This is a genomic window from Acinetobacter nectaris CIP 110549, assembly GCF_000488215.1.
Lineage (GTDB): Bacteria > Pseudomonadota > Gammaproteobacteria > Pseudomonadales > Moraxellaceae > Acinetobacter > Acinetobacter nectaris.
Window position 1 is genome coordinate 483,989 of the sequence record NZ_KI530712.1, and the last position, 13,304, is coordinate 497,292.

The window sequence follows — 13,304 nt, forward strand, 5'->3', positions numbered from 1 at the left end:
AATGTAATCAGCGCAAAAACTATCTTTAGTTTTTTAAAAATTTATAAAAAAGACAGCCCGCAAATTTTGCTTCATCTGTAACAGTTTCGCAAGTGTTCTTGTGCCTGTTTTAGTGATAAAAAGGTGATAAATTGATGTTTTTCTCTTAATGAACGTAACCAAGTAAATTGCCGCTTGGCCAGTTGCCTTGTTGCAAATAATGCTTTGTCCTCCATATTCTTTTTATTCTCGTGACTTTCTTCACAATTCATTAAATATTCTAATACTTGTCGATATCCTACAGCACGCATCGATGGTATTTCAGGAGTTAAATCGTATTTTTCAATCAATAGTCTGACCTCATCAAAAAAACCTATTTTCCACATTATCTTGAGTCTTTGCTCAATTCGCTCATGTAACTCTACTCTATCAGGCATTAATGCGTAATTATGAAAAGTGTAATGATATGGTAAGTTTTTAGATTGTTCTGCCTGTAATTGTGTAATTGGTTTACCCGTAAGTTTATATACTTCAAGTGCTCGAATAATGCGCTGTTTATCTGTTACAGAAAATTTCTGACTCGCTAGTGGATCAACATTTATAAGCTCATCATATACACTTTGCCAGCCTTCAAACTCTGCTTTTTGTATAATTTGTTGTCGTACTTCTTGGTCTGCACTTGGTAAATTATCAGATAGCCCTTCAAGTAAGGCTTTAAAGTACAGCATTGTTCCACCAACCAATATTGGTGTTTTACCCCTTAAATGAATTTCATCAATTAAACGAGTTGCATCTTGTACAAACTCTGCTGCTGAGTAAACTTCTAATGGCGTAATAATATCAATAAGATGGTGTGGATATTGCGCTTGCTCTTCTTTTGAAGGCTTTGCTGTACCGATATCCATATCTTTATATACAAGCGCAGAATCAACCGAAATTAACTCAAAATTACCCTGCTCATATAACTCACATGCAAGTGCTGTTTTACCACTGGCTGTTGGCCCCATTAAATTGATAACAGGCAATGAACTCGTCATATACCACTATTCTCCTCGAGCAAATAACTTATCTAATTGAGATAAAGGAAAGGCACGCCATGTTGGACGCCCATGATTACATTGGCTTGCAAATGCAGTTTGTTCCATTTGTCTAAGCAAAGCATTCATTTCAGACAAACCTAATTGTCTATGTGCACGTACTGCACCATGACATGCTATTCCAGCTAGAATTTGATCTCTTTTTTGCTGTAGTGCTATCGCTTCATCACTCGGATCTAAATCATTCAATAACTGTGGAACTAAACTACCTAGGTCTGCTTTATGTAAAACAGCTGGAACACCTCTCACAATAACTTGTGTATCACCATATAAGTCAACATCTAAACCAAACCGTAAAAACTGTGATTTTAAATCCTCAAGCCGATCTGCCTGTGCATGCGTAATACTAATAACCTTTGGAATAAGTAACTGCTGAGAAATCCAAAAGTCAGGCTGATCCCAACTTTTCTTCATTTGCTCAAGTAAAATACGCTCATGTGCTGCATGCATGTCTACAATAATGAGACCTTCCGTATTTTGGGCAAGTATATAAATACCGTGTAACTGCGCAATAGCAATTCCTAAAGGATACTCATCTTTTTGCGTGACTTGTTCAGGCTCTTCACGTAGTGGGGTTAAATAGGATTTTAGTGCATTTTGAAATTGATCAGATGTATGAGAAGCGGTATCGCGCTGTTGATAATGATGATTAGATGAAGATACAACTTTTGCATTATTAAACTCAGTCATGAGCGCATCGCTTATCGCCTCATCTGCCTGTGTTTTTTCTGCTGCACTATAATCTATTTGCTTATTTTGATGCAGTTTAAACTGCTCTTGTAGTCTTGGCTCAGGTTTTCTCATTTCAGGTTTGAGTGCCTGAGTCAATTCAGCCGAAGCCGTTTGGAACTGGCTTAAAATATCTTTTGCAGTATGTCTGACAAACTCATGCACTTCTCTCTGATTTAAAAATCGAATTTCATGTTTTGTTGGATGCACATTTACATCGACATGATCAGGCTCAACCTCTAAGAATACCAAATATCCTGCATGCTGTTGCCCATGCAAAATCCCATCATATCCCATACGCAGTGCATGAGAGATCGTTTTATCTTTAACAATACGACCATTTACATACACATATTGTAAATCTGCTTGTGGGCGTGCATCGGATGGATGACCTAGCCAACCTGTCATTTTTAATGCTGTCGCCTCACGCTCAAACACATAAGCATTTTCTATAAAAGAACGACCTAAAAGCTGTTGCACACGCTGATAACGCAATGCTCCACTTTCTGCACGAGGTAAATTTAATTTAATCTGGTCATTATGTTCAAGCATAAATCGTACATCAAAATACGTTAATGCTAGACGGCGAACAACTTCTTCAATATGTGCATATTCTGTTGATGGTCTTTTTAAAAACTTACGGCGTGCAGGAACATTAAAAAATAAATCTTGGACACGAATATGTGTACCACGGTAACTTGCCGTGGGTTGGACTTGTTGATGATCAAATGCTGTTCCATTGACTTCAACCTGATAACCAACACCTGAGTCATCTTGGCTACTGGTCAACGTTAAACGAGAAACAGCGGCAATCGATGCTAAAGCTTCTCCACGAAACCCCAAACTTACAATTGAATGTAAATCTTCAGAAGTCTGAATTTTACTCGTTGCATGTCGCATGACAGCAAGTGATAAATCATCGCGATGTATACCCACACCATTATCTATGACTTCTATCAGCGTACTGCCACCTTGTTCAATCCGAACAATAAGCGAGTTTGCACCTGCATCAATTGCATTCTCAAGCAACTCTTTTACAACAGATGATGGCCGCTCAATGACCTCACCTGCTGCAATTTGGTTGGCTAAAGCTGGTATAAGTGTATGTATTCTCTTATGTTGATCATTATTATTTTCTTGCATACACCTGTTCCTGCAAATGCTGGATCAATGCCTCATTTTCAGAATAAATTGTGATTTCTCGTGCCGTCTCATCATCTGTTCTTAAAATTTCAAGCGTTAAATCTGCTTCAGGAATTTCATCTTCACCTTTTGATGGCCACTCGAAAATAAATAATGCATGGGCTGTTTCTAAATAATCACGAATCCCCATCAATTCTAACTCGTATGGGTCATTTAAACGGTATAAATCGAAATGAAAAACCGACTTACCACGAATTTGGTAGGGTTCAACCAATGTATATGTCGGACTTTTAACCGCACCATCATGCCCAAGTGATGTTAGAAAGTAACGAGTAAATGTTGTCTTTCCTGCACCAAGATCTCCAATAAGATAGAGCACACCCTCATTGAAATATTGTGCGAGAGAACTTGCAAATGCCTGAGTATCACGTTCAGAAGAAATATTAATTTTGAGAGTATTTGACATTGTGACAGACAATAGAATAGAACATCTGACTATGATAGCATTGCACTTCAGTAAAACCTACTCTTCGCCTACCTGTAGCCGTATTTATCTATGCTAGAACAAACACCACCGATGCGAAATGGCGTAAGTCCAAGTCGTGTTTATCTTCCTGCGCATCAGTCATACACCACAATATTTGAATTTTTATGTCAAAACTTCCCCCATATTACAAATACCGAATGGGAAGAAAGAGTTCAAAATCAACTGATCATTGATCAAAATCTGAATCCAATTACAATTAATACTCCTTATAAAAGTAATGAAGTGATTTTCTACTATCGCTTTTTAGCCCATGAATTTCATGTGCCTTATCAACATGACATTATTTTTGAAAATGATGAAATTATTGTCGTAGATAAACCACACTTTTTAACCATGAGTCCAACTGGACAATACTTACAAGAAACATTGCTTGTACGATTAAAGCATGAAACACAAAATGAATTACTTACACCAATTCACCGCTTAGATCGTGAAACTGCTGGTGTTGTTATGTTTTCTAAACGAGCCGAAAACAGAGCCATATACCAACAACTTTTTGCACATAAACAAGTTTTCAAACAATACCATGCAATTGCTCAATTTCATCCCAACATCACGTTACCTACAACAACTCAATACCACATGCAAAAAGGCAACCCATTTTATACCATGCAAATTGTTGCCAATGAAAAACCCAATAGTGAAACACACATTGAATGTTTAGAACATAATCAGATTTGGGCAAAATATTTACTTACACCAACAACAGGCAAACAACACCAATTACGTGTGCATTTAAATGCTTTAGGCATCCCCATACTCAATGACCCTTATTACCCAATCGTACAGCACAAAGAACCTGATGACTTTAGTCAGCCACTACAGCTTTTAGCAAAGAAACTTTGCTTTACAGATCCCTTTACCAAAGCAGAAATGCAATTTTTTTCGCAACAAGACTTAAAAATGCCATTCTAATGTAATGACAGAAGAATGGCATTTTTGTTGACTTTTAATTCAAATTAATTTTATATTATCTATTACACTTATTCTTTTTTACTTTGGCTTGAACAAATGAGAAAAACAGAAGTCTACCAAGTCAGACTTGACTCACAAGAAAAAAAGCAAGCATTTGCAGTATTTAAACACTTAGGAATTACGCCAGCACAAGCTGTACGCCTTTTTTTCAAGCAAGTTGTACTGACAAAATCTATTCCTTTTTCTATTGAGAACCAAAATATCAATATGGAACAATTGCTGAAACTGAAAAAGACAAAAGCATCAACACAAAATGATGACAATCATGAAGACTTCTTTGATGAACTTACCGCACTTTTAAATGAAAGCAATAATGATCAAATGCCAAAAACATAATTAGCTTTTTATACGTTGTATCTCTTCAAACGATAAATATTGCCACTCTCCCTCATTTAGGTCGTGTGGTAGCTCAAATGCACCAATTTTATTTCGATGTAATGTTGATACTTTATTATCAATTGCTGCAATCATGCGTTTAACTTGATGATATACACCTTGGTGAACTGTCATCAAAAACTCATGGTCTGATAGTTGTTTAACATCTGTCGCTACAAATAAACCCTTTTCTCCTTTTAAACTCACGCCATCTTCAAGTTGTTTCAGTTGCTCATCTGTCAAAGGATCTATAACCTGAACAAGATACTGCTTCCCTACATGCTTTTTAGGATGTGTTAAAGCTTGAATAAACTGACCATCATCACTAAATATTAGTAAACCTGTCGTATCTTGATCTAAACGTCCAATAGACTGTACCCCTCTCGCATTAAATAAAGGCGGAATTAACTCATAAACACTAAAATGATGTACTGCCTCATGTGAACACTCGTATCCTTTAGGTTTATTTAATAAAATATATAGTTTTTCTGCATAATTATAAGACTCACCTGAAACATTAAAAACAAGTCCAACAGGCTGAAAAACCGCTTTAGGATCTCGGCATGTTTCACCATTTATTTCGACAAGACCACGCGCAATAAGTTGCTGACATACTTTTCTTGAGCCAAAACCTTGTGACTGTAATATCTTATCTAAACGCATATTACTTACTCCTATAGTCTAATATCTTTGAATATGTTACCTAATTTTCAACTGAACTTATTATTTTTTCTTAGATATATAGAAGAAAAATATCTAAACCCGTTACAATGAATCTCAACTCTATAGATATTATAATGATTGCCATGCCTTCTTTAGATTTAAACCTGATTGCACTTATTGTTTTACTCGTTTGTGGTGTACTGAGTCATAACTCATCTGTGACCATTGCAAGTGCTGTTCTTATTGTTGTAAAAATTTCCCCACTTTCCATGTACTTCCCTTTTATTCAAAGCCATGCGCTAAATTTAGGGGTTACTATTCTCACGATTGGTGTACTCGCACCAATTGCAAGTGGGAAAATTGCAGGGGAAACATTACTTAAATCTTTTGTAAGCTACAAATCTATATTGGCGATTATTATTGGACTATTGGTTGCTTGGTTAGGTGGTCGTGGCGTTAAACTCATGAGCAGTCAGCCCGATGTTGTTGCAGGCTTACTTATTGGTACAGTTGCAGGCGTTGCTTTATTGCGTGGTGTACCTGTAGGCCCACTGATTGCAGCAGGCATACTTTCGTTATTTATTTATAAAGGTTAAGAAGAATAATACTGACTACGTTGCTGAGAAAACTTATCTAATTGCTTTAAAAAGCCTTCAAAATAATTTTTCTCTTTTTCTTCACTACGGTAGCCTGCATATAAAGTACGACGTAACCCTTGTGGTGCAATACAGTCTAAACGGCGGCTAGTCACCCAGCCCTTTTGCTCATATTCTTTCACAACCCAATCAGGTAATGCCCCAATACCTCGACCACTTGCAACAAGTTGAATGAGCATTTGTGTTAGATCTGTCGTTCTTATATGTTTTGGCTGAATATTTGCAGGTATAAATAAATGCGACATAATATCTAAACGGTGCTTATCTACAGGATATGTAATTAGCGTTTCTTCGGCCAATGCTTGTACCGTAACCTTTTCTGCACGTACCAAAGGATGTGTGTTTGATAATACCAACCGAGACTCATACTCAAAAATCGGAAAATATTCCACACCTTTTAAGGCAATAGGATCTGCCGTAATTAATAAATCAAACTCACCATTTTGCAATAATTCATGTGGATTAGACTCAAATGCTGGAGCGAAGTCTAAATCGACATCAGGATACTGCTGACGGTATTGATTTAACAATGGCATAAGCCAATCAAAACAACTATGGCATTCAGATGAAAAAATAATACGTCCCGTCTGCCCATGAATAATGCGCGTAATATCACTTTGTGTAATATGAATCTGCGGCAAGATATCATCTGCAAGTTTTAAAAGTCTTTGCCCAACATTTGAAAATTGAACAGGGCGACTGCGACGATTTACCACCTCCACCCCATACCAATGGTCAAGTTCCTTTAACTGATGGGAAATTGCAGAAGGTGTTAAACATAGGTCACCTGCAGCAGCAACCAATGAGCCATGCTCACGCAATGCAAGTAATGTTCTTAAATGACGAATCTCTAACATAACACGATTATTAGTTGAATTTTATTCATTATAACATAACCCTATTGAGTTAACCTCAACACCTATTCACATCACAAATTTGTAAAGATTATTTAAATACGGCGTATTTTCTTTGTAGACAACCAACATAAAATTGCGCCTAAACACACGAGTAATGTGCCTTTCCAAAAGGATAAGGTCAACGATGTATTTAATAAAATAGCAGATACCACTGCTGAAAGCACAGGTACAAAATAAGATGCCGTGGCAAGTAGTGTTACATTACCACGCAAAATCCCTATATTCCATGCACCATAGCCCATACCCATTGCAAACCCAGCCATGACTAAATATATAAGGGGCTTTAACTCAAAAGTAACATGAGCACTTCCTGTTAAAAATAAGAACTTCATCCATAATACAAACGAAACCAATATAAAAAATAAAGTGATGCCATTTTTACCATCAGATATTTTCGTGGTTAAAGTGCAATATGTCGCCCAAATGAGTGTACCTATAAAAGCAAGACCATAGCTTAATGGATTTATTCGAATATTACTTAAGATACCCTCAGTACTAATGCCTTGATCTCCTGCAAGCACCAAACAAATACCAAAAAGTGCCAATATAAATCCGGGAACAATTAAAAAATTTGCTTTCTGATGATTAAATAAAATAGAAAAAAGAATGGTAAATGTAGGCCATAAATAATTGACCATACCCACTTCAATTGCTTGCCGATTTGTTGTTGAGTAGCCAATAGATAGAGATAAACACAGCTCATAAGCAACAAATAAAATACTTCCTAAAACTAAATATTTAGTCGGGAACTCCTTTATTTTTGGAAATCCCAAAGTAAGTATAAGAAATATAGATGCCAAGGAATAGATAAGTGCAGCACCTAAGATCACACCATAAAATCCACTGACTTCTTTAATTAGTGCAACAATTAGACTCCACAGGACAACTGCACTTAACCCCAACAAAGTTGCTTTATTTTTACTCATTTTTTTCTCTATTAACTTATTCATAAAGATAATACAGTATTTTTAATTTACATCAGCAGATACATATAAGTCTTTACCTGCTTTAAAACCAAAATAAATAAGTCCTAAAAATATAAGAATGAATACAACTTCAACTAACAAAAAATGATTTGGCGACCTGTATACAAAACCAATGATTAATGGACCAAATGCACCCAACCCAAAACCAACAGTTTGAACCATACTAGATAATTTGGCTGCAACATGTGTATTTTCTGATCGAAAAATAATCAAAGCCATTGAAATTGATGTAAGTGCTCCCTGACCAATACCTAAAATAATAGACCATAACCAAATTAATTTTAATGGTGCAATTAAACAGCCTAAAAATCCTATCAAAGTCATTATTACAACAGCAATATTAAACCATGATTGATGTTTTAACTTAGTTGCAATAAGTGGAGCAACAAAAGAAGCTACTGTTTGTAATAAAATTGAAATTGAAACTACTAAACTTGCTTCCAAAGATGATATACCACGATCTCTTAAAAACAGTGCAAACCATGCAAAAATTGTAAAAGATGACATTGATTGTAGAACCATAAAAATAGTTATATGCCATGCTAATTTACACTGCCAGAGTCCACTTACATTTGGTACAGTTTGATGGTTTTTTATTATGTGTTTTGGTGACTGAAATAGCCAAAATACTATGGCGCCCCCCGCAGGGATAGCCCACATTGTTATTGCCAAAGTCCAACTATTGTTAAATATATGCTCTAATGGAATTGTAATACCCGCAGAAAAAGCAGCTCCCCCCAATAATGCCATTGCATATAAACCAGACATTAAACCAATGATCTCAGGGAAATCTCTTTTAATTATACTTGGTAATAAAACATTAATAATAGAAATAGCTCCACCAGCTAAAATAGTACCATCTTCAGTTTTCCCTACTCCTCTCAAGATAATCCCTACCACGAGTACAATCATGACAAAGAGTATTGTTTTTTCTATGCCTAGTTTTTCAGAAAGTTTAGGTGCTAATGGTGCAAAGATTCCCAAACACAATATGGGTAAAGTTGTTACTAACGTAACCAATCCTCCTGAAAGATGTAAAGAACTTTTAATTTCAGGCATTAATGCACCAAAACTTGGGAAAATTGTCCTTAAATAGCAATTAGTATTAAACCCAAAGCCCATAAAAATATTGATTTTGTATCTTTCGAAGTTTCTTTGATATCCATTGACACACCTCCATGTATATATTAAATTTATATATAAACAATACAGCATTGATTTTATATATACAATATAACTCGGAGTAAGTATAAATTGAAGAATAAAAATTTTAAGGACTACTTTTCAGACAACTCATCTGCTTATGCAACCTATAGACCATCCTACCCTCATAAACTCGTTTATGAGCTTTCCAAAATCTGCAAAAACTCGCACCTTGCCTTAGATTGTGGCTGTGGTACAGGACAATTATCCGTACTACTCGCAGAAAATTTTGATTTAGTTGTTGCAACAGATGCTAGCCAATCACAAATCCAAAATGCTGAAAAAAAAGATAATATTATTTATAAAACGGCTATAGCCGAAAATAGTGGATTAGAACATAAAAGTGTTGATTTAATTACAGTAGCACAAGCAGCACATTGGCTAGATTTAGAAAGTTTCTATAAGGAAGTAAAAAGAATTTCTAAAGAAAATACCATTTTAGCTCTTATTACTTATGGTGTACTCCATGTAGAAGGTACGGTAGATAAGCTGATACAAGAATTTTATTACACAACAATCGGTTCATATTGGCCTAAAGAAAGAAAACATGTCGAAAATGGCTATGCAAATTTGCCTTTTCCCTTTCATGAATTACCTTTTCCTAAGCTAAATATGGAAGAATTTTGGAATTTAGAAGATTTAATTAATTATTTTAATACTTGGTCTGCTGTAAAAGAAGCAGAAAAAATATCAGGAGTGAACCCTACTGACCAACTCAGAACTAACTTACAAATGCTATGGGGAAACCCATATTCTAAGAAGAAAATAATATGGCCTCTTTCTATAAGAGTAGGTAGTGTTCATGTTTAAAAGTTAAGGAATATAAAATGAAAGAACTTACTATTGGATTAAAATATACTAAAGAAATTTTTGTAGATAAATCACTTACTGTACCTAATGTTTCTGAATTATTCACTGGATTTTCAGATATGCCACCTGTTCTCGCTACAGCATATTTGATTGGATTTGTGGAGTGGACATGTATTGAGGCATTACATGACTATCTTATGCCTTCAGATAAAACCGTCGGTACCCATGTTAATCTTAGCCATAGCGCTGCGACACCTATAGGGTTAAGAATTAAAGCTGAAGTAATACTTATCAATATCAATAAGAAAAAGCTCACCTTTTCAGTATATTGTACAGATGGCCTAGATATAATCTGCGAAGGTACACATGAGCGATATATTATAAATGAAGATAAATTCTTGCAAAAAGTAAAAGACAAGTCTCTATCAGCGATTAAAAATATCTCTATTATTTAAAAATGGTGAGGAATATTCTCGAAGGAAGTCTAATAAAACTTTTGCAGCGCTATTGAGTGGTTTATCAGTTGACCAACATGCGCCCACCTTTAATGAATCTCCTTCTTGCTCAGGCAATGAAAGTGGAATAATTTCTGATTCATGTTCAATTGCAGCGAAAGGTAATGTCGTCGCTGCTAATCCTGATCGAACAGCGGAAAGAATTAACGTTGGATTTTCAGATTCTAGTATAATGTTCAAAGGAATACCCAACGCTGTTGCTTGACGTTCAATTAAATCTCTTTGATGAAAACCTACTGGATATATTGCTAAAGGTTGCTGTAAAAGATCTGTCCAAGAAATATTCTGATCTAATCCTTGTTTTTTATAATATTTATGAGAGACACAAGCAACATTTTTTAAATCCCATAAATATTTTGTTTCAACATGAGGCTGTATACCTTTATAGACTGTTAAGCCTAAATCTAAAGCTTCTTTTTTTACTAATGTTTCAATTTCTAAAGCGCCTGCCTGATGTACTCGAATATGAATTTTAGGATATAAGACCATAAATTTTGACAAAACTTGTGAAAGTACAAACTGAGTTACCATTGCAGGCGCTGCTATATTAAGCTGACCAACAGAGAGATTTTCTAAATTATCTATTTCATCTTTTACATTTAACAATAGGTTCATTGCAGGTGTTGCACGCTCTTTTAAGAGCCGTCCACTTTCTGTTAACGCAACTGTACGACCTGATCTAAAAAATAATGATGTTCCTAGTTCTTTTTCTAATTCTTTAATACTAATACTTACCGCAGGCTGTGCAATCTGCAATGCTTGTGCAGCTGCAGAAAAACTTCCATTTTCAATGACTGCCATAAAAACTTCTATACGACGTAGCTTTATTTTCATATTATATGTATGACCTATATTATTCATATATTCTATAATAAAAAGTACACTTATTTTATCATATACAGTAATTGATACATGAGTAATCATACTTTTAACACATAAGAAATTATAATATTTAAAATAGAGCGACAAATAAAAAAGCCTAACATCCTGTTAGGCTTTTTTATTTGTCGCTTAGGCTCAACTCCTGTTAAACCTCACACTCCTGATGCAAAAGCGATTTTTAATTATTTTGTGCTTTAGAACTTCCTGTTCTGTATGCTTATAATTTATAAAAAATGCTTCATCTTGAATATCAGCTAAATCATCAAAAGATGTACGTATAATCTCACAACAAAGATTAAAAAATAACCAAATTGTTTTATAAACCTCTATCTGCTCAGTAGTCTTGAAACGCTAATGTAACTGACAAGCCAAATCACCTTCTTCACACGTTAATATTTTATTCAAATCAGCAATTCGTAAATCAGTTTTTTCTTTTAAACAATTTGCATAAATCATTGGTTGCACAGAACCTTCACGTGTTGGATAGCTTTGCACATTACAATCATCATCTCTAAATTTTATCCATGAGCGCTGTGCTTGCTTTAGTATTTTTTGAAACCCAAGATCTTTACTTGATATAATTTTTTGGAAAGTATCATTCAGCATTTTATCAGATTGTTTAAATGCAATATTTGCACAAATATTCATATCTGATTGGCTTATGGCATTATTGCAATCTCTAGCAAATACTCCACAAGAAAGTATGGAAAATACGATAAAAACATATGCTCTTTTCATCTTTCAATACCTATAATTTGGCAGCCAATAACAAATAAACTTGTATAAAATTTATTTTAATACCTGAGCAGAAACTTTATAAGCAATTGATTCTACATCTAAATCTTCATTATTAGATAGAACAATGACAGTCAGGTGAATATCAACAAATCGCATAAAGTAAGTTGCTATACCTAACCATGCTCCACTATGATCATATAGTTTTTCTCCCATGAAATACTCCTGTCCCAACCCAAAAGCATAAGGCTCATAATCTATAATTAAGTTTCCATTTAATTGCTCACTAGGTAAAACAGATAACATCTTATCTATAGTTTGTTTTGTACCAACAATACAAGAATTAAAGTTTTCTCCCCATTTCAGCAAATCATTAACTGATGAGTAAACCCCACTATCACCAATATTTTTCCAAGGAGATACGGACACTTCATACTTATCATCTTCTATTTGCTTATAGCCTATTACACTTTTTCTATTTGTTGGATAAGCATCAACAACTGATGTACTAAACATTCCTAATGGCAGAAAAACATATTCATTTAGAAATTCTGAAAACTTCTTTTTACCTACCTTTTCTACAACTTGAGCTAATAAAAAATAGCCTGTATTACTATATTGAAACTGAGTTCCTGCTTTAAACTCTTTTGTATCTTGACGATATATATCTTCAAGAATAACTTCAACAGAAAGATCATCTGTATAACTAACACCTCTATTTAATGCGAGCTCTAGGTAGTCTTTCAATCCACTAGTATGATAAATCAGATGTTGTAGAGTAATATCTCTCGCATATTCACCCAATTCAGGTAAATATTTTAATATCGAATCACTCAGTGAGAGTTTCCTTTGCTCTTCTAAAATCAAGATTGCGAATGCAGTAAACTGTTTGGAAAGTGGGGTAATATTAAAAATACTATCACCTGAGATCGGCTTAATATCTTCAAAACCTTCTTTATATTCATACGAAATAATATGTCCATCGTACTTTGCAACTGAAATAAATCCTGCTTGACCCATATTCTTATACTTTATATATCCATGATTATAATTTTAAATCTAAATCATAAATATTAGAAATAAAACATTTAG

At 34.6% G+C, this 13,304-nt stretch carries 15 protein-coding genes; 5 read left to right on the top strand and 10 right to left on the bottom strand.

All coding sequences use genetic code 11. The features are described from left to right. Window positions 1-71: 71 nt before the first annotated feature. Genes miaA through tsaE form a run of 3 tightly spaced genes read right to left on the bottom strand, consistent with a single transcriptional unit; the run spans window position 72 to window position 3,414 of the window. Window positions 72-1,016, bottom strand: a complete 945-nt coding sequence (gene miaA / locus P256_RS02485) for a tRNA (adenosine(37)-N6)-dimethylallyltransferase MiaA (protein ID WP_023272107.1) — start codon at window positions 1,014-1,016, stop codon at window positions 72-74. A gap of 6 nt (window positions 1,017-1,022) precedes the next feature. Beyond that, complete coding sequence (gene mutL / locus P256_RS02490; RefSeq protein ID WP_023272108.1) at window positions 1,023-2,948, bottom strand: DNA mismatch repair endonuclease MutL; 1,926 nt, start codon at window positions 2,946-2,948, stop codon at window positions 1,023-1,025. Next, on the bottom strand, window positions 2,935-3,414 hold the full coding sequence (tsaE, locus tag P256_RS02495; RefSeq protein WP_023272109.1) for a tRNA (adenosine(37)-N6)-threonylcarbamoyltransferase complex ATPase subunit type 1 TsaE: 480 nt from the start codon (window positions 3,412-3,414) through the stop codon (window positions 2,935-2,937). The genes mutL and tsaE overlap by 14 nt, the downstream gene beginning before the upstream one ends. A 90-nt stretch (window positions 3,415-3,504) precedes the next feature. Between tsaE and P256_RS02500 the strand changes: the two genes are divergently transcribed. Then, window positions 3,505-4,410 carry a pseudouridine synthase gene (locus tag P256_RS02500; RefSeq protein ID WP_023272110.1) on the top strand — a complete coding sequence of 302 codons (906 nt, stop codon included), beginning with the start codon at window positions 3,505-3,507 and terminating at the stop codon, window positions 4,408-4,410. 96 nt (window positions 4,411-4,506) lie between these two features. Further along, window positions 4,507-4,806 carry a type II toxin-antitoxin system RelB/DinJ family antitoxin gene (locus tag P256_RS02505; protein ID WP_023272111.1) on the top strand — a complete coding sequence of 100 codons (300 nt, stop codon included), beginning with the start codon at window positions 4,507-4,509 and terminating at the stop codon, window positions 4,804-4,806. Here P256_RS02505 and P256_RS02510 read toward each other — a convergent pair whose 3' ends face one another. Next, a complete protein-coding gene (locus P256_RS02510; protein WP_023272112.1) occupies window positions 4,807-5,508 on the bottom strand; it encodes a pseudouridine synthase in 702 nt (233 codons plus the stop codon). Between the two features lie 143 nt (window positions 5,509-5,651). On the opposite strand from P256_RS02510, the gene P256_RS02515 reads away from it, so the two are divergent. Further along, window positions 5,652-6,104 carry a DUF441 domain-containing protein gene (locus P256_RS02515; RefSeq protein WP_040331749.1) on the top strand — a complete coding sequence of 151 codons (453 nt, stop codon included), beginning with the start codon at window positions 5,652-5,654 and terminating at the stop codon, window positions 6,102-6,104. Here P256_RS02515 and P256_RS02520 read toward each other — a convergent pair. From P256_RS02520 to P256_RS02530, 3 genes are all read right to left on the bottom strand, one after another. Next, the gene (locus P256_RS02520) at window positions 6,101-7,021 is read right to left on the bottom strand and encodes a LysR family transcriptional regulator (protein WP_023272114.1); all 921 of its coding nucleotides are present in this window, start codon (window positions 7,019-7,021) and stop codon (window positions 6,101-6,103) included. The two genes, P256_RS02515 and P256_RS02520, sit on opposite strands and share 4 nt — an antisense overlap. A 92-nt stretch (window positions 7,022-7,113) precedes the next feature. Then, entirely contained in the window at window positions 7,114-8,007 is an 894-nt protein-coding gene (gene yddG, locus P256_RS02525; protein WP_023272115.1) for an aromatic amino acid DMT transporter YddG, read from the bottom strand. Window positions 8,008-8,049: 42 nt separating this feature from the next. Continuing rightward, complete coding sequence (locus P256_RS02530) at window positions 8,050-9,126, bottom strand: MFS transporter (protein WP_051353539.1); 1,077 nt, start codon at window positions 9,124-9,126, stop codon at window positions 8,050-8,052. 195 nt (window positions 9,127-9,321) lie between these two features. Between P256_RS02530 and P256_RS02535 the strand changes: the two genes are divergently transcribed. Then, window positions 9,322-10,080 (top strand): class I SAM-dependent methyltransferase, encoded by a 759-nt coding sequence (locus P256_RS02535; protein ID WP_023272117.1) that lies wholly within the window; start codon window positions 9,322-9,324, stop codon window positions 10,078-10,080. Between the two features lie 17 nt (window positions 10,081-10,097). Then, a complete protein-coding gene (locus P256_RS02540) occupies window positions 10,098-10,535 on the top strand; it encodes a thioesterase family protein (RefSeq protein ID WP_023272118.1) in 438 nt (145 codons plus the stop codon). Here the strand turns inward: P256_RS02540 and P256_RS02545 are convergent. The 3 genes from P256_RS02545 to P256_RS02555 form a co-directional block, all read right to left on the bottom strand. Then, window positions 10,506-11,429, bottom strand: a complete 924-nt coding sequence (locus tag P256_RS02545; RefSeq protein ID WP_171068496.1) for a LysR family transcriptional regulator — start codon at window positions 11,427-11,429, stop codon at window positions 10,506-10,508. The two genes, P256_RS02540 and P256_RS02545, sit on opposite strands and share 30 nt — an antisense overlap. Window positions 11,430-11,828: 399 nt before the next feature. Further along, a complete protein-coding gene (locus P256_RS02550) occupies window positions 11,829-12,215 on the bottom strand; it encodes a lysozyme inhibitor LprI family protein (protein ID WP_023272120.1) in 387 nt (128 codons plus the stop codon). A 51-nt stretch (window positions 12,216-12,266) separates the two neighbouring features. Then, on the bottom strand, window positions 12,267-13,232 hold the full coding sequence (locus P256_RS02555; protein WP_023272121.1) for a serine hydrolase domain-containing protein: 966 nt from the start codon (window positions 13,230-13,232) through the stop codon (window positions 12,267-12,269). Window positions 13,233-13,304: the final 72 nt, after the last annotated feature.

Excerpts from the sequence above, each read along its gene's own strand:
- miaA (WP_023272107.1), bottom strand. The coding sequence starts at position 1,016 with ATGACGAGTTCATTGCCTGTTATCAATTTAATGGGGCCAACAGCCAGT.
- mutL (WP_023272108.1), bottom strand. The coding sequence starts at position 2,948 with ATGCAAGAAAATAATAATGATCAACATAAGAGAATACATACACTTATA.
- tsaE (WP_023272109.1), bottom strand. The coding sequence starts at position 3,414 with ATGTCAAATACTCTCAAAATTAATATTTCTTCTGAACGTGATACTCAG.
- P256_RS02500 (WP_023272110.1), top strand. The coding sequence starts at position 3,505 with ATGCTAGAACAAACACCACCGATGCGAAATGGCGTAAGTCCAAGTCGT.
- P256_RS02505 (WP_023272111.1), top strand. The coding sequence starts at position 4,507 with ATGAGAAAAACAGAAGTCTACCAAGTCAGACTTGACTCACAAGAAAAA.
- P256_RS02510 (WP_023272112.1), bottom strand. The coding sequence starts at position 5,508 with ATGCGTTTAGATAAGATATTACAGTCACAAGGTTTTGGCTCAAGAAAA.
- P256_RS02515 (WP_040331749.1), top strand. The coding sequence starts at position 5,652 with ATGCCTTCTTTAGATTTAAACCTGATTGCACTTATTGTTTTACTCGTT.
- P256_RS02520 (WP_023272114.1), bottom strand. The coding sequence starts at position 7,021 with ATGTTAGAGATTCGTCATTTAAGAACATTACTTGCATTGCGTGAGCAT.
- yddG (WP_023272115.1), bottom strand. The coding sequence starts at position 8,007 with ATGAGTAAAAATAAAGCAACTTTGTTGGGGTTAAGTGCAGTTGTCCTG.
- P256_RS02530 (WP_051353539.1), bottom strand. The coding sequence starts at position 9,126 with ATGCCTGAAATTAAAAGTTCTTTACATCTTTCAGGAGGATTGGTTACG.
- P256_RS02540 (WP_023272118.1), top strand. The coding sequence starts at position 10,098 with ATGAAAGAACTTACTATTGGATTAAAATATACTAAAGAAATTTTTGTA.
- P256_RS02545 (WP_171068496.1), bottom strand. The coding sequence starts at position 11,429 with ATGAAAATAAAGCTACGTCGTATAGAAGTTTTTATGGCAGTCATTGAA.
- P256_RS02550 (WP_023272120.1), bottom strand. The coding sequence starts at position 12,215 with ATGAAAAGAGCATATGTTTTTATCGTATTTTCCATACTTTCTTGTGGA.
- P256_RS02555 (WP_023272121.1), bottom strand. The coding sequence starts at position 13,232 with ATGGGTCAAGCAGGATTTATTTCAGTTGCAAAGTACGATGGACATATT.